At 39.0% G+C, this 23,990-nt stretch carries 24 protein-coding genes; 17 read left to right on the top strand and 7 right to left on the bottom strand.

All coding sequences use genetic code 11. From position 1 onward, the window contains the following. The first annotated feature begins 11 nt into the window (after window positions 1-11). The 7 genes from R2S10_RS18060 to R2S10_RS18030 all read left to right on the top strand — a co-directional run bounded on the left by R2S10_RS18060 (window position 12) and on the right by R2S10_RS18030 (window position 6,513). Window positions 12-1,115 carry an efflux RND transporter periplasmic adaptor subunit gene (locus tag R2S10_RS18060; RefSeq protein ID WP_316841810.1) on the top strand — a complete coding sequence of 368 codons (1,104 nt, stop codon included), beginning with the start codon at window positions 12-14 and terminating at the stop codon, window positions 1,113-1,115. Between the two features lie 21 nt (window positions 1,116-1,136). Continuing rightward, entirely contained in the window at window positions 1,137-2,072 is a 936-nt protein-coding gene (locus R2S10_RS18055) for a helix-turn-helix transcriptional regulator (RefSeq protein WP_316841809.1), read from the top strand. Between the two features lie 63 nt (window positions 2,073-2,135). Beyond that, window positions 2,136-2,501 (top strand): DUF6370 family protein, encoded by a 366-nt coding sequence (locus R2S10_RS18050; RefSeq protein WP_316841808.1) that lies wholly within the window; start codon window positions 2,136-2,138, stop codon window positions 2,499-2,501. A 1-nt stretch (window position 2,502) separates the two neighbouring features. Further along, entirely contained in the window at window positions 2,503-2,883 is a 381-nt protein-coding gene (locus R2S10_RS18045) for a PH domain-containing protein (RefSeq protein ID WP_316841807.1), read from the top strand. A gap of 133 nt (window positions 2,884-3,016) precedes the next feature. Beyond that, the gene (locus R2S10_RS18040) at window positions 3,017-4,411 is read left to right on the top strand and encodes an aminopeptidase P family protein (RefSeq protein ID WP_316841806.1); all 1,395 of its coding nucleotides are present in this window, start codon (window positions 3,017-3,019) and stop codon (window positions 4,409-4,411) included. A 159-nt stretch (window positions 4,412-4,570) separates the two neighbouring features. After that, window positions 4,571-5,983 carry a FecR domain-containing protein gene (locus tag R2S10_RS18035; RefSeq protein WP_316841805.1) on the top strand — a complete coding sequence of 471 codons (1,413 nt, stop codon included), beginning with the start codon at window positions 4,571-4,573 and terminating at the stop codon, window positions 5,981-5,983. Between the two features lie 41 nt (window positions 5,984-6,024). Then, window positions 6,025-6,513 carry a DUF4112 domain-containing protein gene (locus R2S10_RS18030; RefSeq protein WP_316841804.1) on the top strand — a complete coding sequence of 163 codons (489 nt, stop codon included), beginning with the start codon at window positions 6,025-6,027 and terminating at the stop codon, window positions 6,511-6,513. Between the two features lie 151 nt (window positions 6,514-6,664). Here R2S10_RS18030 and R2S10_RS18025 read toward each other — a convergent pair whose 3' ends face one another. Further along, window positions 6,665-6,907: a helix-turn-helix transcriptional regulator gene (locus tag R2S10_RS18025; protein ID WP_316841803.1), complete on the bottom strand. Its 243-nt coding sequence runs from the start codon at window positions 6,905-6,907 to the stop codon at window positions 6,665-6,667. A 425-nt stretch (window positions 6,908-7,332) separates the two neighbouring features. Further along, window positions 7,333-7,524, bottom strand: coding sequence for a cold-shock protein (locus R2S10_RS18020; protein ID WP_316841802.1), 192 nt, complete (start codon window positions 7,522-7,524; stop codon window positions 7,333-7,335). A gap of 322 nt (window positions 7,525-7,846) precedes the next feature. Here R2S10_RS18020 and R2S10_RS18015 point away from each other — a divergent pair, with 322 nt between their 5' ends. The 7 genes from R2S10_RS18015 to R2S10_RS17985 all read left to right on the top strand — a co-directional run bounded on the left by R2S10_RS18015 (window position 7,847) and on the right by R2S10_RS17985 (window position 17,940). Then, complete coding sequence (locus R2S10_RS18015; RefSeq protein WP_316841801.1) at window positions 7,847-10,021, top strand: PAS domain-containing protein; 2,175 nt, start codon at window positions 7,847-7,849, stop codon at window positions 10,019-10,021. Window positions 10,022-10,169: 148 nt separating this feature from the next. After that, window positions 10,170-10,829 carry a response regulator transcription factor gene (locus R2S10_RS18010; protein ID WP_316841800.1) on the top strand — a complete coding sequence of 220 codons (660 nt, stop codon included), beginning with the start codon at window positions 10,170-10,172 and terminating at the stop codon, window positions 10,827-10,829. A gap of 136 nt (window positions 10,830-10,965) precedes the next feature. After that, a complete protein-coding gene (locus R2S10_RS18005) occupies window positions 10,966-13,926 on the top strand; it encodes a CheR family methyltransferase (RefSeq protein ID WP_316841799.1) in 2,961 nt (986 codons plus the stop codon). After that, on the top strand, window positions 13,919-15,544 hold the full coding sequence (locus R2S10_RS18000; RefSeq protein WP_316841798.1) for a PAS domain S-box protein: 1,626 nt from the start codon (window positions 13,919-13,921) through the stop codon (window positions 15,542-15,544). The genes R2S10_RS18005 and R2S10_RS18000 overlap by 8 nt, the downstream gene beginning before the upstream one ends. Window positions 15,545-15,554: 10 nt before the next feature. After that, entirely contained in the window at window positions 15,555-16,553 is a 999-nt protein-coding gene (locus tag R2S10_RS17995; RefSeq protein WP_316841797.1) for a chemotaxis protein CheB, read from the top strand. Window positions 16,554-16,571: 18 nt separating this feature from the next. Continuing rightward, window positions 16,572-17,222, top strand: a complete 651-nt coding sequence (locus R2S10_RS17990; protein ID WP_316841796.1) for a response regulator transcription factor — start codon at window positions 16,572-16,574, stop codon at window positions 17,220-17,222. A 178-nt stretch (window positions 17,223-17,400) separates the two neighbouring features. Further along, a complete protein-coding gene (locus R2S10_RS17985; RefSeq protein ID WP_316841795.1) occupies window positions 17,401-17,940 on the top strand; it encodes an RNA polymerase sigma factor in 540 nt (179 codons plus the stop codon). Window positions 17,941-17,992: 52 nt separating this feature from the next. Here R2S10_RS17985 and R2S10_RS17980 read toward each other — a convergent pair whose 3' ends face one another. Genes R2S10_RS17980 through R2S10_RS17970 form a run of 3 tightly spaced genes read right to left on the bottom strand, consistent with a single transcriptional unit; the run spans window position 17,993 to window position 19,901 of the window. Continuing rightward, complete coding sequence (locus R2S10_RS17980; protein ID WP_316841794.1) at window positions 17,993-18,298, bottom strand: hypothetical protein; 306 nt, start codon at window positions 18,296-18,298, stop codon at window positions 17,993-17,995. Between the two features lie 26 nt (window positions 18,299-18,324). After that, a complete protein-coding gene (locus R2S10_RS17975) occupies window positions 18,325-19,101 on the bottom strand; it encodes a DUF1080 domain-containing protein (RefSeq protein ID WP_316841793.1) in 777 nt (258 codons plus the stop codon). A 53-nt stretch (window positions 19,102-19,154) separates the two neighbouring features. After that, the gene (locus R2S10_RS17970; protein WP_316841792.1) at window positions 19,155-19,901 is read right to left on the bottom strand and encodes a hypothetical protein; all 747 of its coding nucleotides are present in this window, start codon (window positions 19,899-19,901) and stop codon (window positions 19,155-19,157) included. A gap of 198 nt (window positions 19,902-20,099) precedes the next feature. Between R2S10_RS17970 and R2S10_RS17965 the strand changes: the two genes are divergently transcribed. Then, the gene (locus tag R2S10_RS17965; protein WP_316841791.1) at window positions 20,100-20,399 is read left to right on the top strand and encodes a metalloregulator ArsR/SmtB family transcription factor; all 300 of its coding nucleotides are present in this window, start codon (window positions 20,100-20,102) and stop codon (window positions 20,397-20,399) included. Between the two features lie 11 nt (window positions 20,400-20,410). Then, window positions 20,411-21,517 (top strand): NADH:flavin oxidoreductase, encoded by a 1,107-nt coding sequence (locus tag R2S10_RS17960; protein ID WP_316841790.1) that lies wholly within the window; start codon window positions 20,411-20,413, stop codon window positions 21,515-21,517. 105 nt (window positions 21,518-21,622) lie between these two features. Here R2S10_RS17960 and R2S10_RS17955 read toward each other — a convergent pair whose 3' ends face one another. Then, window positions 21,623-21,886 carry a hypothetical protein gene (locus tag R2S10_RS17955; RefSeq protein WP_316841789.1) on the bottom strand — a complete coding sequence of 88 codons (264 nt, stop codon included), beginning with the start codon at window positions 21,884-21,886 and terminating at the stop codon, window positions 21,623-21,625. A 141-nt stretch (window positions 21,887-22,027) separates the two neighbouring features. Between R2S10_RS17955 and R2S10_RS17950 the strand changes: the two genes are divergently transcribed. Then, window positions 22,028-22,735 carry a DUF2490 domain-containing protein gene (locus tag R2S10_RS17950; protein ID WP_316841788.1) on the top strand — a complete coding sequence of 236 codons (708 nt, stop codon included), beginning with the start codon at window positions 22,028-22,030 and terminating at the stop codon, window positions 22,733-22,735. On the opposite strand, the gene R2S10_RS17945 is transcribed toward R2S10_RS17950, so the two are convergent. Then, complete coding sequence (locus R2S10_RS17945) at window positions 22,718-23,920, bottom strand: DegT/DnrJ/EryC1/StrS family aminotransferase (RefSeq protein WP_316841787.1); 1,203 nt, start codon at window positions 23,918-23,920, stop codon at window positions 22,718-22,720. The genes R2S10_RS17950 and R2S10_RS17945 overlap by 18 nt on opposite strands. Window positions 23,921-23,990: the final 70 nt, after the last annotated feature.

Below are 23,990 nucleotides of genomic sequence, written 5' to 3'. Positions count from 1 at the left end.
ACATAGCATAAATGAAAAAATATATATTTCCATACGCCCTTTGCATTACTGGAGGAATGGCATTCCTAACTGTTTTGAATGGTTGTACCGCCAATGCTAAAAGAGAGGAGATTGCGACCGAAAAAGCAACTGCAATCCCTACTTTTAAGCTACAAAAAGAGAAATTGGAGACTGCTTTACAGCTTCCCGGTGAGCTGAGTGCTTTTCAGCAGGTAGACCTTTATGCGAAGGTGAGCAGTTTTGTGAAAACCTTAAATGTAGATATTGGTTCTGAGGTCAAAAAAGGTCAGTTGTTGATGACTTTAGAAGCGCCGGAAACCAATTCCCAGCTCGCAGCGGCAAAGAGCAGGTTGAAAGCTCAGGAAGCTTTATATCTGGCAAGTAAAGCACATTACGACCGTCTTTATGAAACCAGTAAAACACCGGGTACCATTTCTAAGAACGACCTGGATCAGGCGATTGCCCGCAGGAATTCTGATTTGGCACAGTTTGAAGCCGCTAAGGCTTCCTATCAGGAAGTCGGCTCTCTTAGAGATTACCTGGAGATCCGCGCGCCTTTCAATGGGATCATCACGGCTAGAAATGTGAATTTAGGCGCTTATGTAGGCCCTTCAGGAAAAGGTTCTGAATTTCCATTGTTTACTTTACAGGAGCAGAAGCATTTGAGGCTGGCGATTGCAATTCCGGAAGTATATACTGGATATTTAAAAGCGGGGGATGAAGTGAGTTTTACAGTACGCTCTATCCCGGAACAGGTGTTCAGGGCTAAGGTAAAGCGCCTATCCGGTGCATTGGATTTACGTTTACGCTCTGAAAGAGTGGAAATGGATGTGCCTAATAATGATAAACAACTTTTACCAGGAATGGTCGCAGAGGTTCATATTCCACTTCCAGCAAATGCCAGCACTTTTATTGTGCCTAAAAAAGCAGTTGTTGAAACAGCAGAAGGCATCTATGTATGGAAGGTAGCAGGAAATAAAGCGGAGAAAGTGAATGTAAAGAAAGGCAGGGAAACAGAGGATCGAACAGAGGTTTTTGGACTGTTGAATGTTGGTGATGAACTTGTTACAAGTCCATCCGAAGAATTGCGTGCAGGAACGCCGATCAAACCCTAACTTTGTGATAAGATTAATTGTATGTTGACTAAAAATCAGGACCTTTATCTAGTGAATAAGAGTGAAAGCTTAAAAGATTACTATGATCATTTAAAGATTCAGCGTCCGGAAATTACGGTTCCAAGCTTCGAAATGGTTAGTGATATCGGGCATTTCGGTGTTTTCAAAAGATCTGCTTATTGTCACCTGAATCCGACCCCTTATAACCGGAGGGATTTTTATAAAATCTCTTTAATTATCGGTTCCGGTGTACTGCATTATCCGAATGAAAAGATTGAAGTGAATGGAAGAGCGTTGTTGTTTACGAATCCAAATATCCCCTATGCCTGGGAATCGACATCCGAATCCCAGACAGGTTATTTCTGCCTTTTTACAGAGAATTTTATTCATAAGAGAAACGAAAGTTTAAGAGAGTCTTTGTTGTGGAGAATCCAGGATTGTCCGGTAGTGTTGATCAATGAAGAACAGGAAGAGACTTTCAAAGGGATTATGATGAAAATGATGGAAGAAATGGAAGGAGAGTATGTCCATAAATACGATCTTTTGCGCAATTATATTCATTTGATCGTTCATGAAGCGTTGAAAGTCCGCCCAGCAAGTACCATTTTTAAAGAAAATAATGCTTCTGTTAGGCTCACTTCTCTGTTTTTGGAATTATTGGAACGCCAATTTCCTATTGGTTCTTCAGATCATGTGCTGGAATTGAGAACCGCGCATGATTTTGCGCATAAACTTTCCGTGCATGTCAATCATTTAAACCATAGTGTGAAAGAGGTGACCGGTAGAACTACTTCAGACCATGTGTCCAGAAGAATTGCAACCGAAGCAGTGGCCCTATTGAAACATACCGAATGGAATGTGGCACAGATTGCCTATTGTCTGGGCTTTGAATATCCAGCTAACTTTAATATCTTTTTTAAGAAACACCTGCAGTGTACACCTAAGTCCTTTAGGTAGAATATTTCTAATACTACTTAATTATCCTGTTTTTATTATATTTTTAGACAAAATTAAACAACTATGAAAAAGTTTATCACCCTCATGTTTTTCGCTATGCTGGCAATGGGCGTTCAGGCTCAGGAGAAAACAAAAAAAGCGGCTACTGTCATTAATTTTGAAAAACCACATGTGGTAGAAACCGCTTGTGGGGAATGTAAATTTGGGCTACCTGGAAAAGAATGTGACCTTGCGGTACGCATTGATGGTCATGCTTATTTTGTTGACGGATCGGATATTGACGATCATGGCGATGCGCATGCTAAAGACGGTTTTTGTAATAAAGTCAGAAAAGCAGAAGTGACTGGGAAAGTGGTAAATGGAAGATTTAAAGCCACATCTTTCAAATTATTGAAAGAGGAAAACGCAAAACCAAACACTAAAATATAATATGGGATTATTTTCTGCCCTGATGGGCAATGCAGGTATCGTAAATAACGATCAGTTGAACAAGGATTATCATAAACTTCTTACCGAAGGAGAAATCATAGAATTGGGATTCAAACTGCTCAGAGATACTTTTATTTTCACTTCAAAACGTCTAATCCTGGTAGATGTACAAGGATTAACAGGTAGTAAAACAGAATTTATGTCTGTTTCTTACAAAAGCATTTCTCGCTTTAGTGTAGAAACATCCGGCACTTTTGATCTGGATGCAGAACTTAAAATCTGGATCTCAGGAGAGGCACTGCCTAGCATAAGAAAGCGATTTAACAAGTCGGTAAATGTATTTGATGTACAGAATGTACTGGCTTTTCATGTATTGAAATAAACATTGTTGATGAAGGCTATCTCTACAGAGGTAGCCTTTTCTATGATACTCCTCTACGCATTATTTCCTCGAAAAATGTAGGATACTTGTGGTTAAGCGCTAACTTTGAAAAAGCAGAAAAAAACCATCAGATATGTTTCATAAAGACGAATATATAGCAAGAAGAAAACAACTCTCCGGACAATTCAAGTCTGGAATTCTACTTTTCCTGGGCAATGAAGAAAGTCCCATGAACTTCTTAGACAATGCCTATCACTTCCGACAAGACAGTACTTTTTTGTATTATTTTGGGATTCCCGAACCACAACTGGCTGCAGTAATTGACCTTGACGAAAATCAGCAGACGCTTTTTGGAGATGAAATGAGTATGGATGCCATTGTATGGATGGGGAGACAAAAGACACTAAAAGAAAAGGCAGCTGAAGCAGGCATCACTACACTTGTGCCTTTTAGCCAGTTGGATCAGTACCTTGCCAAAGTAAAAAACCAAGGAAGGGAAATACATTTTCTACCACCATATCGTGCAGAACACAAGATTAAACTGGCAGAATTACTGGATATAAAACCAGCAGCAGTAAAGGCGCAAGCATCAGTGCCATTGATTAAGGCTGTTGTAGCGCAACGTTCTGTCAAGTCAGCACTGGAAATCATTGAGCTGGATAAGGCTTCTGTGATTTCGGCAGATATGCACTTGAAAGCAATGCAGCTTGCCCGACCAGGCATGTCAGAAAATGAATTGGCGGCTGCCGTTCATGAGGTCGCTTTAAAGGCTGGTGGACAGTTGGCATACCCGATCATTTTAACAGTAAACGGGCAAATACTACACAATCATTATCATGGAAATATCTTAAAAGAAGGCGATTTGGTCTTGAATGATTCTGGTGCAGAAACACCTATGGGCTATGCTGGCGACCTGACCCGTACTTTTCCTGCCGGTAAGAAATTCTTGCCGGAGCAAAGAGATGCCTATAACATTGTACTTCATGCCTATCAGGAAGCGGTACAGACTTTAAAACCAGGCGTAAGGTACATTGATGTACACTACCAATCTTGCCTCAGCCTCGCTGAAGGCTTAAAAACTCTTGGTTTGATGAAGGGTAATCTGGAAGATGCAGTGACTAAAGGGGCACATGCCTTGTTTTTCCAATGCGGTACCGGACACATGATGGGACTCGATGTTCATGATATGGAAAACCTTGGTGAGCAATATGTAGGGTATACCGACGAGCTGGTTAAAAATACCACTCAGTTTGGCTTGAAATCGCTGAGGTTAGGAAAAGCACTGGAACAAGATTATGTTGTGACAGTAGAGCCAGGACTATATTTTATCCCTGAATTGATCGATCAATGGCAAGCAAGTAATCAGTTTTCAGAATATATCAATTATGATAAAGTGCAAGCCTACCGAAACTTTGGTGGCATCAGGGTAGAGGACGATTACGTGGTAACGGCTGATGGCTTTAGAAAATTAGGTAAGGACCTCGCCATTACCGTGGAAGAGGTAGAAGCAATTAGAAGTAATGTCTAAAAATAAGCTGTTATTGAAATTACAGTTTTTATACAAACGTTTGCATTAAACTATTGTTATAAGTAATAATTGTTTAAATCCTGATTAGGAGAGCGGGAGATTTATCTTTTCCTAATCAGGATGTTTTTAAAGAAAAATCTCGAAAACGTTATAAGATTTATGGGGAATAAAGTAGCCAATCATTGGAATGAAAAAGAAGAACTAATTAAACTGAAAGCAGGGGATGAGCTTGCTTTCGGCAAACTTTATGCACATTTCAGTGGGAAGATCTATGGGCAATTGCTACACCTCCTAAAAGATCAGAATTTGGTGGATAAGTTGGTTCAGGATTTATTTCTTACCATTTGGGACAATAGGGGAAGTTTTCCTTTAAAGACTGCTTTTGAAACTCATTTGAATACTACTGCAGAAAATCTGGTCTTTGATTATTTCCGAAAGTTTGTGAGCGATGAGGAAACTGAACTTTTGATCGCGCATTTCGGAACATTATCAGAAAAGGAATTGCGGTTACTGATTCGCAAAGCCTTGTCGGACGACTTGCCTGCAGGTTTTATCGACCTGCGCTTAAAGAAACACATTGCCAATCTTTACCCATCTCTGAGTTCGGTTATTAAATCCACTGATCAAAAGATAAAGCTCATTCCATTTTATAAGCAAAGGTCTTTCGCCTATCTCGCCATCGCCTGCACCGCTTTATTGGTGACGGGTTTTATGTCGATGTTTTATCGGGAATTCAGATCTTCGAAATTTGATGATCCGATTACAGGATCCGCCTCTTATGGCATTGTGCCTGGGAGTAATAAGGCCGCCCTTTTATTGCCGGATGGGCAAACGATTAATCTGAGTGAAGTAAAAAGTGGCTTGCTGATTACTGAATCAGGAATCACCTACAATGATGGAACCGAATTACCTGTGTTTACCGATGGATTGGATTTTACCCTCAAAACTCCAAATGGGGGTCAGTATATGCTCACCTTATCTGATGGTACTAAAGTGTGGTTAAACGCCGCTTCCTCTCTTAAATTTCCGGGGATCTTCTCCGCACAGAAATTGCGTAAGGTAACACTTAGTGGTGAGGCTTATTTTGAGGTAACAAAGGATGCCGCAAGCCCCTTTGTAGTCAAGTCTGCCAGACAGGAAGTAAAGGTTTTAGGAACTCATTTTCAGGTTAGCAGTTATCCAGACGACGCCACTGTGAACACTGCTTTGTTGAATGGCAGTGTGTTGGTTGAGCATTCATTTTTGCAAAATAAAGAAACATTATTGAAACCCGGAGAAGAGTTGCTACTCAGCGAAAGCACTGCGAAGGTAGAAAAGGCTAATGTTGAAGATCTCCTGGCCTGGAAAAATGGTTTGTTTGTATTTAAGAAAGAGCCAATAGGGAGCATCATGAAGAAAATTAGCCGATGGTATGATGTGGCTGTTGTTTATGAAACAGGGGTTGATCAGGATCAGGTACTTAGCTCCGAAGTTTCCAGGTTTGATGAACTTTCTACCGTATTGAGCCAGTTGGAATTATCAGGTGTGGTACATTTTAAACTGGAAGCGAAGAGAATCCTCGTATTGAAATAGGTTCCTGTAAAACAAAATTACCGATATAATGTTGTTTTAGAATGCCAGAAAACGCCTCGAAACTTCAGGACATTCCAAATACACCGACTATACAATTTGTAAGGAAACTTTCTTATTTGATGGATGAGCAATTTCGCATTCCAGGTACAAAATATCGCTTTGGACTAGATCCACTATTTAATCTTATTCCGTTTGCAGGCGACCTGACTGGATTTTTAATATCCAGTGGTTTGGTATTGGCGATGTCCAGTAAAGGGCTGACCAGTAAAATTGTGGTGTTAATGTGCATTAATATCCTTTTAGATACTGCTATTGGCGCTATTCCCGGGATTGGACAAATCTGGGATTTCTTCTTTAAATCCAATACCAGAAACATGAAACTCATGGAGCAGTACTACCTGGAGGGTAGACATCAGGGAAGTGGCAAGAACACAATTGTGATTGCTTTTATTGCGCTGTTCATTGTTTTCCTACTCTTGTTATTGGGCATGTGGTTCCTGATTGCCTGGTTAGTAAGTCTGTTCAATTAAGGGATTTCCGATATCTGGTTTTCAGGGATGTTCAATAGCCTATTGTTAATTTTGGTTAAGCCAATTTAAGGAGATAGACTGAATGCATCAAAATGGCTAGAACCCACCTCTTCAACATTCAGTCTAGGTACAATATAGCGACTAGCTAAGGCTAGTTCTCTCTAACACTCTCATTGGGAATAAAGTCTTGTGGGCTACAGCCGAAATCTATGGCTATTTTATTGAGTTGATCGTAAGTGTACATCGCTGGCCATCTTTCTCCTTCTATTTGTCCGATGTAACCATCTGAGACTTTAAGTACTGTGGCGATATAGGTTTGACCTTTGTTTTTTTCTTTTCTGATCGTCCGTACTTTACGGACAATTTCTAGTTCAAACTTCGATTTTGTATTCATAATGAGCGCAATAAAAAGGAAAAATACAAGGCATACTGATCAAATAAATCAATAAACGTATTTATCTTTTCATCTTTTGGTTTGGTTTAAATTTGGTTGATTGTTGGTGGTGCTTAGGTTTTTTGCGTAGTGGTGGGTGTTTTTTCTATAATTAGTTTGTTTTAGATGGTTTAAAATTTGGTTCAGTTTAATTTTAGTTCGATTCTAAATTAAAGTTAAAAATTAAATAAAATACTATGCAAGAAATAATTTACTAAGAAAACAAATTTGAGCCAGGCTTTTCAGTGCTGCGATCAGCGATATAGCTCATCGAAATAGCGCCTGGGATTGCTAAATGAATTTGCAAGAGGGGAAACTACAGCGCATAAAAAAGGCCCGCAACAATATCACAATTGATGTAGGCCTGAGTTGGAAAAGCTAAATAATTAGACTTTTTTCACGTTTACGGCATTTAAGCCTTTTTTACCCTGAGCTACTTCGTAACTAACGGTGTCATTTTCACGAATAGGTTCCTTTAATCCTGAAGAATGGACAAAAATTTCTGGGCTTCCATCTTCAGGAACAATAAACCCAAATCCTTTTGTGGTGTTAAAAAATTTTACTGTTCCTTTTTGCATATGATATTTTTGTGGTTTTATATGACAAGTTAAGGGGCTATCAAGCACCAATATCACCGGAACAAACAATGTATAAAAATGTTTATACTTTAAAATGATTTGAACCTTTCTTGCTAGATTTCAGGTATTTTACGGTCGGAAAGTACGTGTTTTTCTTTCGATTGATAGCGTATAAATACCTGATTTTATCGCTAAAAGAGGTCGGATAGTGCTAAATATATACTTTGTGCGTTACTGTTGATATCCAGTGTCTTTTAGCTTAAAAAAACTCTTTTATCATGGCTTTGTTATTTAGAATATTAGGTTTTGTTCCCTATTGTATATGATCAGTATTTCTCAAGAAAAGCCCCAAGATGTATCTGGAAATTCCAGCGCGGTAAATATTTTGAATTTAATGGATGTAGCTTGTCTACAGTTCGATGAAAACCGTAATCTTTTATATGGAAATAGAAAAGCGGCTTCTCTTTTTCAATTGGATTTTTCAGAAATCCTTGGCATGAATCTATGGGAGATCTTCGATAAAGAGGTTTGTCAGGATGCTGCTTTTGCCATTCATAAAGCTACTATCGAGGAAACAGCAAGTACCACCGAATATTTTTGTAACGTCATCGAAATCTGGATTTCTCTTCGTGTGATTCCTGATGAAAATGGGATCCTATTAACGTTTACAGAGATCACTGCAATTACAGTTGCCAAGTTGAAATTATTAGAAGAGCAACGTCGATTGAAATTAGCACAGGAATTGGGTAACATCGGCTATTTTGAAGGATCAATCGAAGCCGATGCACTTTATTTAAGTGATGAATTGTACCGTATTTACGGATATTCGCCGCAAGAAAAAATCCTGGATTTTGAATTACTTTTCTCTTACTTCCACCCTGAAGACCAGGCTCAAGCCATCCATACGTTTGAGCAGCAGTTCTCTGCCAGATGCCCTTTTGAAGATAACTATCGCATTATAACGGCTAAGCAGGAAATAAAAGTGATCCATATGAAGGTGGAGTTTTTGCTGGATATCACCACTGGGTTGACTCGTGTTTATGGAGTTATTCAGGATGTCAGCCTGCATCATCGGATGACAATGGAGTTAAAGGAAAGTAAAGAATTGATTGAGTCTGTTTTTAATGCAAGTTTAATTGGAGTCTCCTTATTAAGGGCAGTTAGGAATTTTAAAGGCGAAATCATCGATTTCCGAATTGAGATGATGAGCCGGGAGATGGAAAAAGAAGCGAAACGGGATGATTTGGTGGGGAAACTTTATTTGGAAGAATTTCCAGGAGTAAAAAATTCAGGGTTGTTGGATCTGATGCTCAAAGTGATGGAAAGTTCGGAGCCGGAACAAATAGAGTATTACTATAATTATGATGGTTTTAATGAGTGGTTCTCTAGTATGTTTGTGAAAATGGAGGATGCTTTAGTGGTCACCACTGAGAATATCAGTACCCGTAAGTTTGCCGAACAGGAGCAGCTAAAAAACCTGATGATTTTACAGCAGTCGGAAGAACTTGCAAATATTGGGAGTTGGGAATATGACCTCGCCACGGAAGCCTTTCGCTGGTCGGACGGAATGTACCATCTTTTTAATCTTCCCAAAGTGCTAATGCCCGTACCTGAAATTTATCTTCAATATGCTACTGCAAACTATATTTCTGTGGCAGAGAAAATTATTGAACTTATGAAAGCCGGGGAGCAGGGTTTTGAAGAAACCATCGAGATTATAGTAAACCAAGTACCTAAAACATTAAAAATAAAGGCTTCCATACATAGGAATGAGAATGGAAAGCCTTTAAAAGTATTGGGTGTGGATATAGATATGACGTTGCAGGTAGAACTCTCCAGGAAAAATGAATTATTGCAAAAGGAGATTTTCAGAACTATTTTGGACACACAACAGGAGGAACGTAAGCGGATTGCAGAGAACCTACACAATGGACTAGGACAATTACTTTATGGCGTTAAGCTGAGTTTATCTAAAAACATGATTAATCATGCCAGTTTAATTGCTGTTGAGCATTTAAAAGAGTTGAAACAAACAGATGATCTACTGGCGGATGCCATTAAGGAAAGTCGGAGGCTCTCTCATCAACTCTTACCTGCTGTTTTGGAAGACTTTGGATTAAAGGTCGCATTGGATGACATTTGTAATCAATTCCAAATTGGAATTCATATCCGATCGATATATACCGGATTGGAAAATAAACTGGATAAATTCTTGGAAACTGCCATTTATAGAGTGGTTCAGGAACTCATGATGAATGTGGTAAAGCACGCAGAAGCCAGCAAAATTACACTCAAAATTAACGCTAATGAAGAGGTGATTCATATTCAGGTACTCGATAATGGGAAAGGATTTGTCCAGGAAGAGGTATTACATAAAGGGATTGGATTAAAGGCAATTCGAAATAAGGCAAATCTCTTAAATGGCTGTCTGGCGATCAGTTCAGTTTTAGGGAAAGGAACGGCAGTTTCGGTATTGATCCCAAATGTCCCCTTCTAATTGAATGCTGTTAATTTATGAGTAAATCTTTTTAATTAGGAATAAACACGTGTTGGATTACCGTATTTCTACGGGATTTTACTGAATTAAGTTGAAATACTTCTTCTTTTAGAGCTGAGTGTTGTATTTTTTCTCGAAATTCATATTCATGGAAGCGCTAAGAGTTGTGTTAGCTGAGGACCATCACATTGTGAGAGATGGAATCCGGTTATTGTTAGGACAAGAAGAAAGTATTAACGTTGTTGGTGAAGCAACAAATGGTACCCAGGTCATCAATTTATTGGATCAGGGCCTGGAAGTAGATGTGATCCTTGCGGATCTTAATATGCCTCAGATGGATGGTATGACCCTCCTTAAAACCTTACAAACTCGCTACCCAAAGGTCAATGTCGTTATTCTTTCTATGCTCGATCAGCAGAAATATGTTTTTGAAGCCTTTTCTGAAGGTGCAAAAGCCTATTTATTGAAAAGCGTAGGAGTTGAAGAGCTTTTATTCGCGTTGCATCAGGCAAATAATGGTCAGAAGTACCTATGTACTGAACTAGGGCTCCAATATTTAGAGGATACTGTTCATCGCCAAAATCAGTTTTCAGAATATTTAGACCAAACACCGCTAGATCTTTCTTCCAGAGAGGCTGAAGTACTTCAGCTGATTGGTGAAGGATTAACTAATAATGAGATTGCAGATCAATTATTTATTAGCAAACGAACTGTGGAAGGACACCGGCAGACCCTCATAGAAAAAGCAAGGGTACGAAATACGGCATCACTAATCCGCTATGCGGTGGTCAACGGTTATTTGAAATAAAATCTATTTTTGGACATCAAAATGTTTCTATACAGTAAATTGCAGCCTTAAGTATTGATTTAGGCTGTTTTCGTCGTTTAATAAAATTTCATCACTTCCAGAATAACCTTACATTAGCTATAAATATAAATAGGCTATGAATATGGATCAAAATAATTCAAATCAGCAATTAAACACTGCTGGTTTTTCTGAACTTACTGAGGAGTTGATGGAGAAGAGTAAGCAAAGGAAGTTTTTTCCAATTATTGCAATGGGAGGATCGGCAGGATCTTTTCATGCATTCGAAGCTTTCTTTAGGCATACGCCTAAGGACACCGGTTTCGCTTTTGTCATCATCATGCATCTGGATCCTGATCAGAAAGTAGGACTTTCTGAATTGATTCAAAAATCGACTGCTATGCAGGTCGTAGAAGCAGAAGATGGGCTAAAATTAACCCCGAACCATATTTACGTCATCCCGCCAGCCAAAGACATGGGCATTCACAATGGTCATTTGCTCCTGTTTAAAGAATCAAGGTCAAAAGGCGCACATATGTGTATTGATTATTTCCTGCAAAGTTTAGCGGAAGACCAATGGAATTATGCCGTAGGCATTATTTTTTCTGGAATGGGTGCGGATGGTGAAACAGGATTGAGAATGATCAAGGAAAAACTGGGAATGGCAATGGTTCAACTCCCGGAATCTGCGGAATATAGTAGTATGCCTGAAGCTGCGATAAAGACAGGGATGATCGATTATATATTGCCGCCGGAAGAAATGCCGGGTAAATTAATTCAATACCTAAATCATCCGGCATTAAAAACAGTTGGGACAGACGAGTTATTAAAAGAAAGAAATAACCATACGCATTTGAATAAGATTTTAATGATGTTGCGCTCACACACCGGGCATGATTTTACATTATATAAGAAAAATACCATCACCAGACGTGTAGAAAGAAGGATTGCCTTCCATCAGCTTCCGGATTATATCAATTACGTGAATTTTCTGAGAGAAAATCCACAGGAAATAGAGGTCCTTTTTAAGGAACTATTGATCGGGGTAACTAAGTTTTTTAGAGATGTTCCAGCATTTGAACAATTAAAAGAGCATTTATACGCCAGACTAATTAAGAAAAGCCCAGAAGAGCCCATTCGAATCTGGATTGCAGGATGCTCTACAGGAGAAGAAGCCTATTCTGTCGCGATTTTTGTGATGGAATTCTTAAATGCAATGAAATCAAGAACACCGCCTAAAGTCCAGATTTTTGCTACAGACCTGGATCCGAATGCGATTGATCATGCACGTGCCGGCTTTTACTTCTCTAATATCATTTCTGAAATCTCTGCCGAACACCTCGACAAATACTTCATTAAGAAGAATAATGGATATGTTGTGAAAAAAGAAGTTCGGGAACTGATTGTTTTTGCCCAACATAACCTTATTAAAGATGCCCCTTTTACCAGACTGGATCTGTTATGTTGTCGGAATGTGATGATTTACCTGACTGCAGATCTGCAAAAGAAACTCATGCCTATATTCCATTATTCCCTGAATATTGGGGGAATTCTATTCCTTGGACCGGCAGAGTCTGTTGGGATTTTTAATGATGCTTTTAACGTACTGGATTCCAAATGGCGACTTTATGAGCGTAAAGACGGTGTTTCAGTAGCGGGGAAATTGATTGACTTCCCCTTTAATATTACCAATCAATCCGATAAAAACATGAAAGGACTGCAGGAAAAACCGGTAGCCAAAAGCTTATTGGCAGAACGTTTTCATAAAGTACTCCTAGAGGCCTATACGCCATCATCGCTACTTGTAGATGATAAAGGAGAGATTTTGTATATTAATGGTAAGGTAGATAAATACCTTAAATTTCCTTCGGGAGAGGCTTCCATGAACATCCATAAAATTGTGGTGGAAGAACTCAAATATGCATTGGGGAATGCCATTCATCAATGTGTGTTGGAAAAAGCCAAAGTAGAATATACGGACTTAAAAGTCAATGTGAATGGTGTTCAGCAAATGGTAGATTTTAGTGTGGATCGTCTGGATGATCTACAGCTGCAAAATCTTTTTGTTGTAGTTTTTATGGATAAAGGACCGATAAAGAAGAAAATCGGAACAAATGCAAAACGCAGTTCAATTCAAGGTGCCGCAGTGGAAGGCCTGGAAAAAGAATTGACCTATACCAAACAGCAGTTACATACTACTATTGAGCAAATGGAGACTTCTTTAGAAGAATTGAAGTCTACAAATGAAGAACTTCAAAGTACAAATGAAGAATTACAGAGTACCAATGAAGAAGCATTGACCACCAAAGAAGAGATGCAGTCTTTAAATGAAGAACTCATGACCATTAATCTTCAATATCAGAACAAAGCGGAGGAATTAACCCGCATGAATAATGATATGAAGAACTTACTGGACAATACAGATATTGGAACTATATTTTTAGACAATAACCTGAATATACTACGGTTTACACCACAAGTCAATAAACTGTTTAATGTGATCAATTCTGATATAGGAAGATCCATTACACATATCGCTTCAAATTTTGATTACCCTTCTATTGAAAATGCCATATTGGAGGTAATAGAGAAGCTAAATGGAAAAGAATTAGAGGTGAAAACTAAAACCAATGATTGGTATAATCTGAGGATAATGCCTTATCGTACAATGGATAATTTCATTAGTGGCGCGGTGCTTACCTTTACAAAAATCACTCCTGTTAAGGCATTGGAGAGGAAGTTCTCGAGCCTGCTGTGCTATATTCAGGCCAATGTAGATCATTTACGTCATGCGGCGGTGATCCTGGATAGGGATGGTAAAGTTTTGGTTGTAAATAGTTTCTTTTTGCAGTTGTTTCAAATGAGAGAAACTGAAATTAGAGAACAATTTTTCATGGAAATTGTTCATAATAGATGGAATACTAATAAGTTAGATGTCTTGTTTTTAACAGAAGATAAGCAGGCTAAGTTATACCTACAGCATGATTTTCCTAGTATAGGTATGAAGAAGTTAATGATACATTTAGAATATGTGCCTGAGTCAAAAAATGAAGAATACACAGTTAGTATTGTAAATTTCATCGAAAAAGAAAGTGAGTAAAAGAAGCGATAGAGAGAAAGTCATATCCTTGCTGCGTGCAAGAATTGGGAAATCCAATGACCCTTCATTGTCTTTAGAGAAACAAATTTCTAATCATGAATTGACGGTACTTCTGGAAGAATTACAGATCTTTCAATTGGAGCTGGAAATGCAAAATGATGAATTGTCTAACTCTTATGAAATGTTGGAATTGGAACGAACTAAGTTTGTAGACTTCTTTAATCTTGCACCTGTAGGTTATTTCATAATCAATCATATCGGTTTAGTGGAGGAAGCTAATCAGACGGGAATTGATATGCTGGCTGTCTCAAAAGAGACCATCATCGGTGCGAAATTCCAAAGTTTCATCGTGGAACCAGAATGGGAAGCTTTCTATGCTTTTTTACACAAAATGAATGTTGCAAAACATAAGAAAAATTGTGAAATCAGGACTATTGCAGCCAATGGGCAGGAATATGATGTCCGTATGGAGGGCATCGCTATTGAAGGTGCTTTGTCAAAAGGCAATAAATATTATGTAACGGTCATTGATATTTCAGAAAGTAAACGCGCCCAGAGAGAACTCATGAAAACTACTCAAAGGTTAGAAATGATTTTGACTGCATCAGGTACAGGAACATGGACAATGGAGCTAGGGAACAACAAATTATTTCTGGATGAGTTTAGTTATTCCGTCCTCGGCTTAATGAGATGGGAATTTGATGGTACCATTAAAGGTTTAGTTGCTTTAATCCATCCTGAAGATAAAGATCTGGTTAAACGTATTTTATTTGATACCATTCATTCTTTTAAAGACCTTGATCTCGAATTTCGCATCATTACCAAACATGGAGTCACAAAGTATATTCTGGCAAAGGGACATGAAGTGGCAAATGAAATTACACCACGATATTTTGCTGGAATTTTAATGAACATTACTGCTCAAAAAGAGCTGGCAAAAGCTGCAGATGAGCTGCAGCAAGAACAGCAAAGATTGGTATTGTCTGCTACTTTTAGTGCCCAGGAAAAAGAACGCTACAAAATCAGTAGTGCCTTGCACGATAGCGTTTGTCAGATTTTATATGGAATTCGTTTAAATCTCCAAAATATACAACTCAAAAATAACCTAAAAGGGGAGTTTGTACATGTCAATAAATTACTGGATCAGGCGATTAGGGAAACCAGGGAACTGTCTTATGAACTGACCCCTTCGGTTCTCCGGGATTTTGGTTTTATTTCTGGACTAAAAGAGATGGGACAACGATTAAGTACCCCGGAATTCCAAATTAAAACGGTGATCAAAGATGAGGTTTATCCTATAAATGAAGAGGTGCAATTGTACGTGTTCAGGATGATCCAGGAATTGATCAGTAATTGTATCAAACATGCTCATGCCTCAGAAGCAAAGATCCAGATTTCCTCGATACACGATTATATCAATATCATTATTAGTGATAATGGTCAGGGCTTTGAAAAAGATGTAGATGAATCCTTATTTCTTGGATCTGGAATTCGGGGAATCAATAACCGCATTTTTCTTTTAGATGGCAAAATCAACTTTAAGACTGGAAAAACGGGGACAACCGTGACCATGCGAATTAAACATGACCCAGAGTTAGTAGAAAGGCTCGGGTCCTAAATCCTAAGGTATGTCCGACAATAAACTGAGAAATATCATTGTGATTGGAACTTCTGCGGGAGGAATCTCTGCGGTATCAAAGCTGGTTGCTGGTTTTGAAGCAAATTTTGATGCCTCAGTTTTTGTGGTGATTCATATGTCCAGAAATTCATTAACGGAAGTCATTCTTAGTCAGATTCAAAAACAAACTGTTTTGGAATGTGTCATTCCTAAGGATGGGGAAGAGATTAGGACTAAGGTCATTTATCTGGCCCCGGCAGACCATCATATGATGATCGAAAAAGATACAATCCTGATCAGAAGGGGGGCCTACGACAACCACTGGAGACCTTCTATAGATGTGTTGTTTCGCTCTGCTGCTGCTGCCTATGACTCCTGTGTTACAGGGATCATTTTAACCGGTTTATTGGATGATGGAACCTCAGGGATGTCGGCCATTAAAAGAAGTGCTGGCAGGTGCATAGTGCAGGACCCTCAAGAGGCGGATTTTCCAGATATGCCAATAAGTGTGTTGAATAGCGTGGATGTAGATTATAAAGTGCCTATTAATGAAATGGCTTATATATTGTCGGATTTGTTTTCAAGGGCGCATTGTGAAGTTGGAGAGGTGCCTGCCGATGTGAAATTGGAAGCTGAAATTACAAAAAGGATGAGTAGCAGTGTGAAAGAGCTGGAAAAATTAGGACCTTTCACTCCAATTACCTGCCCGGATTGCGGAGGTATATTAGTGAAAGTAGAAAATGATCAGATTTCAAGGTACCGTTGTTATACAGGACATACATTTACAGCAAAAGTATTGGAATCTGAAAAGACAAAAAGAATAGAAGAATCCTTGTGGGTAGCCATTCGGATGATGGAAGAACGAAAAAATTTACTAGAGGCGATGACGGATTATAATACTCAGCACAAAATGGAACGGGTGGAACAAATGAAAATCCATATTGATCGCTTAAAAACAATGCTCGTAGATTTAAATGAAAATCTGGACACAAAGAAATATGAAGATTAAAGTGCTAAATTTAGGAAGATGTTACAGATTTTATTAGCAGAAGACCATAATATTGTACGTAATGGCATTAAGATGTTATTGGAGACAGATAAGGAGATACATGTGGTTGCGGAGGCGGAAAATGGGGTTCAAGCTCTGGCATATCTCGCCACCGGAGCAAAAGTAGATCTAGTACTTGCAGATATCAATATGCCCGAACTAGACGGGATAATGCTATTGAAAGAGCTAAAAGAGCATTATCCATCCACGATAGCGGTGATGCTTTCTATGCACGACAATGAAAAGTATGTGACCCAGGCCTTTGAAGCAGGAGCGAAAGGATATTTGTTGAAGAGTGTTGGTGCAGAAGAACTTATTTTCGCTTTAAAACACGTAAATTCAGGAGGGAAATACCTGTGTTCGGAACTGGCTATGAGAATGCTAGGAAAATGTAGTCAAAATACAACACGTACAACGGCCTATCTTCAGGAACCACACGATTTTTCCAATAGAGAACTTGAAATCCTGGCGCTAATCGCAGAAGGATTAACCAATACTGAGATTTCCGAGCGCTTATTTATTAGCAAAAGAACAGTGGAAGGACACCGTCAGACTTTGATAGAAAAAACGGGTTCCAGAAACACAGCCGCATTAATTCATTACGCGATATTGAACGGCTTGATCCATTAGGTAAATACGTTCTTGTTATAAATTGTTTATTTTAGCCATTTAAAGAGGGTTTTTGCGTTAAATACGTAAGGCTAGATATCGATTACCTGTTTTACTTGTGATTTATACGGGTTAGTTGATGTCAGGCCTGCTGAGGCATAGCGTTTGATATTTACATGTCAAACTAATCTATAATCCAATGAGCACTACCACAATCGATTTTAATTTTCAACTTTGGAGCTATAAGGATAACCTAAGATCTTTTGCTCTTGCATTTACTCAGAATGATGATGATGCCGATGACCTGGTTCAGGATACTATGCTCAAAGCGATTCGTTATGAAAGAAACTTTAAGCAGGGTACCAATCTTAAGGGATGGTTATATATGATTCTGAGAAACACTTTTATTAACAGTTACAGGCGCAGAAACCTGGCAAAAACCTTTATGAATTATGGGGTCGACATTACGACTACAGGTGCAGCTTTAGGCGCTTCCCATAATGCAGGGCTAGGGAAGTGTATTATGAACGATATTCATAGTGCATTAGGAAAGCTGCAGCCACAATATTATATTCCTTTTGTGAAGTATTTCGAAGGGTATAAATACCATGAAATAGCAGAAGAATTACAAATCCCGATAGGTACAGTGAAAACCAGAATTCATGTGGCAAGAGGTATCTTGAAAAATGATTTGAAAGCTTACCAGGATCAGTTTTTTCGTAACGGTACTCCCGTATAAAAATAACTTATAAAAATAAAAGGTCTCCCATAATATTAATGGGAGACTGGTATTACTTTATTTTTACTGAACTTACTTCGATCAGTAAAGGCCCATTCTCTACTGGGTAACCAGGAACTTTCGTCCCTACCAACTCCACATCTTTGTTCTCAAATTGATTCAGGTCTACGCTACTGCTTTTCAAAGCATAGGTTTTTTTGTCAGATTCAATGGTATGCGTACCATACTGATAGGTAGTCATTCCCATTTTTTCAATTTTCCCTGTAAGATTAACCGTATTTGCATCTTTTGATGATTTCATACTGCTACAACCGGCAAAACTGAAGCCAATGGCTAAAAGAAGGATTAACTTTTTCATAGGTTCGTTATTTTATAAGGTGTGATTTATAGTTCTCTAATCCAGATGTTACGGAAACTTAAAGGTTCACTTTTATCTCCATGCGACTGTAGTTTTATTGGTGATGGGCCATGCGCTTTGTTGTAAGAAGGTAATCCAACATATTGTGATGGGCCTTTCAATTCAAAATTATTCTGCACGACAACGCCGTTAAACAATACAGTTACTTTCGCAGGGCTCTTTAAACTGCCGTCTGTTTCAAATACCGGTGCGGTCCAAAGCACATCATAAGTTTGCCATTCTCCTGGTTTTTTGGAAGGATTAACCATTGGAGTCGTTTGTTTGTAAACGCTGCCCGCCATACCGTTAGTATAAGTAGGATTGTTATAAGCATCAAGAATTTGCAGTTCATAACCAAGATCTCCTTTTCCTATAGACGCAAGGAAAAGTCCGCTGTTGCCACGAGCTTGCCCTTCACCACTGATATTTGCAGGAACTTTCCATTCCAAATGCAACTGGTAATTGTTAAAAGACTGTTTCGTTTCAATGTTTCCAGTTTGCTTATCCACTGTAAATGCCCCTTTGCCTACTTTCCATTTTGCAGGTTGAGACCTGTCGTTAGTCATCACCCATTGGTCTAAATTTTTACCATCAAACAGGACAATCGCATCAGATGGTGCATTACCTGCCGTTTTTGCAGGAGTAACTACCGGCGGAACAGGCGTGTAAAATTCGGTGTCTTCGTGTTTGGCTTCCTGTGCATTGGCAATACCAATAGTACCCAGGATTAAAGTAGTGGTTAGGATGGCTCTATTCAAGTTCATAGCTGATAGTTAACGTGATATTTTTTTCTAATATACTATTATTGAAGACAGTTTTAATTGAAAAATTCCTCCATCAGGTTTTGTCGCTCATTTGTTGCAAGATTAATTAGCTCAAAGCGTTTAGCAGAAGTAAAAGAGCCCATATCAGTATCACTGTTGATGTGGATTGTACCCAATAAAATCACATATTTACAGGTGTATTTTGTACGGTTTACCAATTCATTGATGCGTTTGTCTATAGCTTCATAAATGGCTTCTGTAGTTTCTTTTAAAGGGTGTACCGCAGATAGGATTCTGTCTTTTTCTTTAAGAATAATTTGTTCAATAGTATTCATTTGATAGTCCAGATCCTCCAGGTGTCCATCAACAATGGCGTTGGAGTGTAGCTTTTTTAATGCACCTTTTGCGGCACCACAACAATCTGTACTGTTTTGTTGTCCGTAACGGTGAATTTCGCCAAGTGTCCCTTCTTTGGAAATCCCGATATGTGGACCATAATAAACCAACACTGCTCCATCATCTGGCACATGACTAGCTAAGGCAGCCATTCCACTCAGTCCGGCGAAAGGAAATCCATCTAAACCGCCCAGTTTAAAAGGCCCCAGGAATTCATTGGACCTCACCGGGAACTGGATACTATTGACATCATCACTACAAATACTGTCTGCCATCATGATTTGAGAAGGTTCAAGATCCAGATTCGCTTCTACAAAATCAATTAAAGTGTTGATACTGTCGATCGTGCTGATGGCATTAGGGTAGTGTTGACGTATGATCGCCAGTTTTTCTCTTTTTTTCATAAAACTTGATCGCATCATCCTTTAGCAATGATCATTTAAGATGGATACAATTCAAATATCCGATTTTCTGGACTACTATCGCAGGACTGCCTGATTTAAATAAAGAGAGTTATATCGGGAAAAACCGATATAATCAGGCTAATGTCATCTCTTACAGTTTAATAGGGATATCGGAAAAAGTCGATATATATTTGTAGCATGAAACAGTTAGAAATATTTAAAGCGCTTTCCAACAAGACCAGGTTGGAGATTCTGCTTTGGTTAAAGGACCCTGCCGCGAGTTTTCCTGAGCAGGTACACGCCGGTTTTGAAGTTGGCGTTTGCGTGGGTGAAATCCAAAAAAAGGCAGGATTGACGCAATCTACTGTTTCTGAATATTTGTCCATTCTCCAACGTGCCGGTTTGGTTTCTTCAACCAGGGTAGGGCAGTGGACGTATTACAAAAGAAATGAAGAAACATTTGTAGAATTAAGCAAAATCATTGAATCCGATATATAAATAATATAATTATGAATACAGAAAGTTTGTTTAGACCGTTTAGTCTGAAATCTTTAAATATAAAAAATAGAATAGTGATGGCACCAATGACGAGATCATTCTCGCCAAATGGAATTCCAGGGGCAGATGTAGCTGCTTATTATAGTAAAAGAGCGGAAGGAGAGGTTGGTTTGATTCTTTCTGAAGGAACCGTAATCGATCGTCCAGCATCGTCTAATGATGCAAATGTGCCTCATTTTCATGGAACTGAGGCATTGGCAGGCTGGCAAAATGTGATCAAAGACGTACATGCACAAGGTGGCGCAATGGGGCCTCAAATCTGGCATATGGGCATCATGGATAACCACCATTCTGGTTGGACACCATCCGCACCATTTGAAGGTCCTTCCGGCTTAAACAGACCTGGCTTTAACAATGGCAACACGATGACTGAAGCTGATATTGAAGCCACAATTCTGGCCTATGGTAAAGCAGCAGCAGAAGCAAAAAGAATGGGATTTGATACGGTAGAGATACATGGTGCCCATGGTTACCTGATCGACCAGTTCTTCTGGGAAGAAACCAATTTACGTACAGATATTTATGGTGGTAAAACTTTGCCAGAACGTAGCCGTTTTGCAATAGAAGTGATCAAAGAGGTTCGTAGACAAGTAGGGGAAGATTTTGCGGTTATCCTTCGTTTATCTCAATGGAAACCGGCCGACTATACTTTCCAACTGGCAAAAACAGCTCAGGAAATGGAAGCATGGTTAAATCCAATGGCAGATGCAGGAGTGGATATTTTCCATTGTTCACAACGTCGATTCTGGGAGCCTGAATTTGAAGGTTCTGATTTAAACTTCGCAGGATGGGCTAAAAAAATCACAGGAAAAGCAACCATTACCGTAGGTTCGGTAGGCTTAACCGGAGAGTTTTTGAAAGCTTTTGCTGGGGAAGCTTCAGAGCCTAGTTCTTTAGATGAATTGATGCGTCGTATGGATAGAGGTGATTTTGATTTAGTAGGAGTGGGTAGACCATTATTGGCAGATCCAAACTGGGTAAAGAAAATTAAGGAAAATCGTGTTGACGAATTGAAAGGCTTTAGTAAAGAAGCATTAGGAAAGCTAGTGATGGACTAATCACTGGGGCAACAATAAACAAAATGGCCACATCAAAGATTTGATGTGGCCATTTTGTTTTATAGGAATCACGATATCTAATTCCAGGTCATTACCTTTTAGGGCTTATCCTCGAACTGCTTGTGCTTTTAAATAATTGTCAATCTGCTGACCAACCTGATCAACAGTTTCTTGTGGTTGCTCGGCTTCATTTCCTCCGGATTCATACCAACCATTGTCATCTCGGATCAGGTAAAGATAAAAATCTGAACCTCCTGATTGACTTTTGAAATAATAGGTTTTGTCATCTGAGGTGGTTACCGGCCCTTTAACGATTCTACCTCCCGGCAATTTTACTTCCGCGTCTAATAAATGCTTCTTTACACCCATGTTTTTTTACGAACATAGTCAATATAACTTGCATCCCGGCTTTTATTCAATTACAGGTCTACGATATTATTTTAGGAACAGATCAAATCTTTAAATAATTGTTTTTATTTTAGCCAAACACGATTTGAAACCCTTTTTATAATGCGTAATTACTTTCTTTTGCTGGCCTTCATGTGCTTTTTCAGCACTTTAGCCATTGCCCAGACTTCAAACCAAAACACAGGTTGGTTATTTCTGATGAATAATAATAAACTCACAAAGAAATGGGGAACTCACCTCGATGTTCAATTGAGAACAGGAGACCAGTTTAGTCATTTGAAGAACTTTATGTTCAGACCGGGACTAACCTATTTTATCAATGATAAAAGCGATTTTACATTGGGTTATTTATTGAACAAAACCTATATTCCTGTACCTGGTCTTAGTGATATTCAACTCACTGAACACCGGATATGGCAACAATACATCTATAAACATAAGTTGAAGAGCCTGAATATCAGTCACCGGTTCAGGTTGGAACAACGCTTTATCGACCAACAAATTGGGGATGATTTGTTTGCTCAACGCATCAGATATTTTGCCCGGGTGCTACTTCCTTTGGTAAAAGGCCAACCTAATTTCCAAAAAGGTGCTTTTGTAGCTTTACAGAATGAATTGATGTTTAATGTTCAGCATAAAGACCATGTAAACGGTCATTTCTTTGATCAGAACAGGGCTTATGTGGCAGGAGGATTCCGCTTCAGCAAACAGCTGGATCTTGAAGCAGGCTACCTGAACCAAGCTCAGAAAATGCGCAATGGACAGTCCATCAACCATGCCATTCAATTGGCGCTATATACCAGATTTTAATAGCAAACGAAGTTCCTCCCGCTTTGAACTTTTCATTTGAGTGTCCATCGGGAGGTAAATCAGCCACTTTAAGCAAAGTGCAGCAGGATTTTCAGTTCCTGGTTTTACTGGAGACAGTTTGATCAGACTGGATGCTTTTGCGGTGGCATCAAAACCATGCTCGCGGAGTTTCTTGATCATTTCATCAGGATCATCACATTCGATGGGCAAGACCCAGTAGGTGTGATGTAGATTTAATCGACCAATTTTTAAGGATTCAGGAAGTCCTGTTAAAATGTCCTTAGCCAGTTGTTTTCTTTGTCTAATCTTTTCAGTAGAGAAGTTGTTCCACTTTCTTTCCAGTAAACGTTCATTGGCCATACAGGGCCTGAACCTTATTTTCTTTAATGGATCAGCACCAGGAAAGCCCCTGGTAAAACTACTCAACACTTCATCAAAATTTTTTCCACTATTACCTATCAAATGATAAAATAAAGTGTAAAAGCTGTTGATTGTCAATAGCTTCATGAATAATACTTTGATCAGCTTTTTAAAGTATACCCGTGTTTTTTGTCGGGTTAAACTCTCATTTAAACACTTGATTTTTAAATAAAGGACAGGGTCTTTTATGGTCATCACTGCCCCGCTGATTGCAGTATTCGTCTTGATCAGACCAAAACTATACAGCAACACATCAGTTTCCGGGTGTCCCGGATGTGCAATATGGCTTGCGCTAGAAGGGGCAGGTAAATCCCCCATAAAAGCTTGTGCAGCATCTTCCACAACCAAAAGCTGATGTTTTTTGGCAATTGGTAGGATGGACTCCAGATCCATTACCCCTCCAAAAAGAGGACTTAACAAAAGCATTTTGCTGGAGGAACTGATGGCTGCGCTAAGTTCTGCCGGATCAATTGATAAGCTGTCTTTATCAATTGATAAAGGGATTGGAATCAATTGATGGGCCCGAATAATGTTGAACATATCCGGAATATTAATATTGCTCATCAGGATTTCCGTATCCGGAGGGTAATTTAATGCAGTTAAGAGCAGATCCAGGCCGGTACGCACCGAAAGTGTAACCATCCTGTCGCTTTCTTTTGGAAAGCGCGTAGGACTTTCTTTCCTACGGAACCCCTCAGCGATGCAAAAGCCAATGCCCGCAAAAGTATCTGAAAAAGTAAGGTCTAGTTTGCCTCTTGGGATCATCTGCTTATTTTCGTCCGAAGATAAGTTTAAAAAAATAAAATGTAGCTTTACGCCATGATCAGCAGGAAAA

It is taken from the genome of Pedobacter gandavensis, from assembly GCF_032678745.1.
In the GTDB taxonomy this organism is placed as follows: Bacteria; Bacteroidota; Bacteroidia; order Sphingobacteriales; family Sphingobacteriaceae; genus Pedobacter; species Pedobacter gandavensis_C.
Note: the sequence above shows the minus strand (reverse complement) of the source record. Positions and strands in the feature narration are given on the sequence as shown.

Coding starts and splice junctions, on each gene's coding strand:
- R2S10_RS18060 (WP_316841810.1), top strand. CDS start 12: ATGAAAAAATATATATTTCCATACGCCCTTTGCATTACTGGAGGAATG.
- R2S10_RS18055 (WP_316841809.1), top strand. CDS start 1,137: ATGTTGACTAAAAATCAGGACCTTTATCTAGTGAATAAGAGTGAAAGC.
- R2S10_RS18050 (WP_316841808.1), top strand. CDS start 2,136: ATGAAAAAGTTTATCACCCTCATGTTTTTCGCTATGCTGGCAATGGGC.
- R2S10_RS18045 (WP_316841807.1), top strand. CDS start 2,503: ATGGGATTATTTTCTGCCCTGATGGGCAATGCAGGTATCGTAAATAAC.
- R2S10_RS18040 (WP_316841806.1), top strand. CDS start 3,017: ATGTTTCATAAAGACGAATATATAGCAAGAAGAAAACAACTCTCCGGA.
- R2S10_RS18035 (WP_316841805.1), top strand. CDS start 4,571: ATGGGGAATAAAGTAGCCAATCATTGGAATGAAAAAGAAGAACTAATT.
- R2S10_RS18030 (WP_316841804.1), top strand. CDS start 6,025: ATGCCAGAAAACGCCTCGAAACTTCAGGACATTCCAAATACACCGACT.
- R2S10_RS18025 (WP_316841803.1), bottom strand. CDS start 6,907: ATGAATACAAAATCGAAGTTTGAACTAGAAATTGTCCGTAAAGTACGG.
- R2S10_RS18020 (WP_316841802.1), bottom strand. CDS start 7,524: ATGCAAAAAGGAACAGTAAAATTTTTTAACACCACAAAAGGATTTGGG.
- R2S10_RS18015 (WP_316841801.1), top strand. CDS start 7,847: ATGATCAGTATTTCTCAAGAAAAGCCCCAAGATGTATCTGGAAATTCC.
- R2S10_RS18010 (WP_316841800.1), top strand. CDS start 10,170: ATGGAAGCGCTAAGAGTTGTGTTAGCTGAGGACCATCACATTGTGAGA.
- R2S10_RS18005 (WP_316841799.1), top strand. CDS start 10,966: ATGAATATGGATCAAAATAATTCAAATCAGCAATTAAACACTGCTGGT.
- R2S10_RS17995 (WP_316841797.1), top strand. CDS start 15,555: ATGTCCGACAATAAACTGAGAAATATCATTGTGATTGGAACTTCTGCG.
- R2S10_RS17990 (WP_316841796.1), top strand. CDS start 16,572: ATGTTACAGATTTTATTAGCAGAAGACCATAATATTGTACGTAATGGC.
- R2S10_RS17985 (WP_316841795.1), top strand. CDS start 17,401: ATGAGCACTACCACAATCGATTTTAATTTTCAACTTTGGAGCTATAAG.
- R2S10_RS17980 (WP_316841794.1), bottom strand. CDS start 18,298: ATGAAAAAGTTAATCCTTCTTTTAGCCATTGGCTTCAGTTTTGCCGGT.
- R2S10_RS17975 (WP_316841793.1), bottom strand. CDS start 19,101: ATGAACTTGAATAGAGCCATCCTAACCACTACTTTAATCCTGGGTACT.
- R2S10_RS17970 (WP_316841792.1), bottom strand. CDS start 19,901: ATGAAAAAAAGAGAAAAACTGGCGATCATACGTCAACACTACCCTAAT.
- R2S10_RS17965 (WP_316841791.1), top strand. CDS start 20,100: ATGAAACAGTTAGAAATATTTAAAGCGCTTTCCAACAAGACCAGGTTG.
- R2S10_RS17960 (WP_316841790.1), top strand. CDS start 20,411: ATGAATACAGAAAGTTTGTTTAGACCGTTTAGTCTGAAATCTTTAAAT.
- R2S10_RS17955 (WP_316841789.1), bottom strand. CDS start 21,886: ATGGGTGTAAAGAAGCATTTATTAGACGCGGAAGTAAAATTGCCGGGA.
- R2S10_RS17950 (WP_316841788.1), top strand. CDS start 22,028: ATGCGTAATTACTTTCTTTTGCTGGCCTTCATGTGCTTTTTCAGCACT.
- R2S10_RS17945 (WP_316841787.1), bottom strand. CDS start 23,920: ATGATCCCAAGAGGCAAACTAGACCTTACTTTTTCAGATACTTTTGCG.